We start from the raw sequence: 204 nt of genomic DNA, 5'->3' as shown, positions 1-204 counted from the left end.
CTCCACCCCCGACCACAAACACCACCCTGCAGGTGCTTGATCCCAACGGCGCCGTGCAGTTACTCCGCGACACCAGCACCGATCTGGTCTCCGTTCAGGTCAACGGTGTCACCGCTCCGCTCCGCTACCAGGGCGCCCAGATCAAAGCCAGTCAGTTCACCGGCTGGCAGATCCTCGCTGCTGAATCCGGCGGCAACCAAAACC

At 63.2% G+C, this 204-nt stretch carries 1 protein-coding gene; it reads left to right on the top strand.

The window, feature by feature from the left end:
• The coding region (locus KUG43_RS16600; protein ID WP_216910938.1) for a hypothetical protein at window positions 1-204 on the top strand (204 nt) is incomplete at both ends.

Origin of the sequence: Synechococcus sp. CCY 0621 (assembly GCF_019038465.1) — a bacterium.
Lineage (GTDB): Bacteria > Cyanobacteriota > Cyanobacteriia > PCC-6307 > Cyanobiaceae > Cyanobium.
This window is presented reverse-complemented; position numbering and strand designations above follow the sequence as displayed.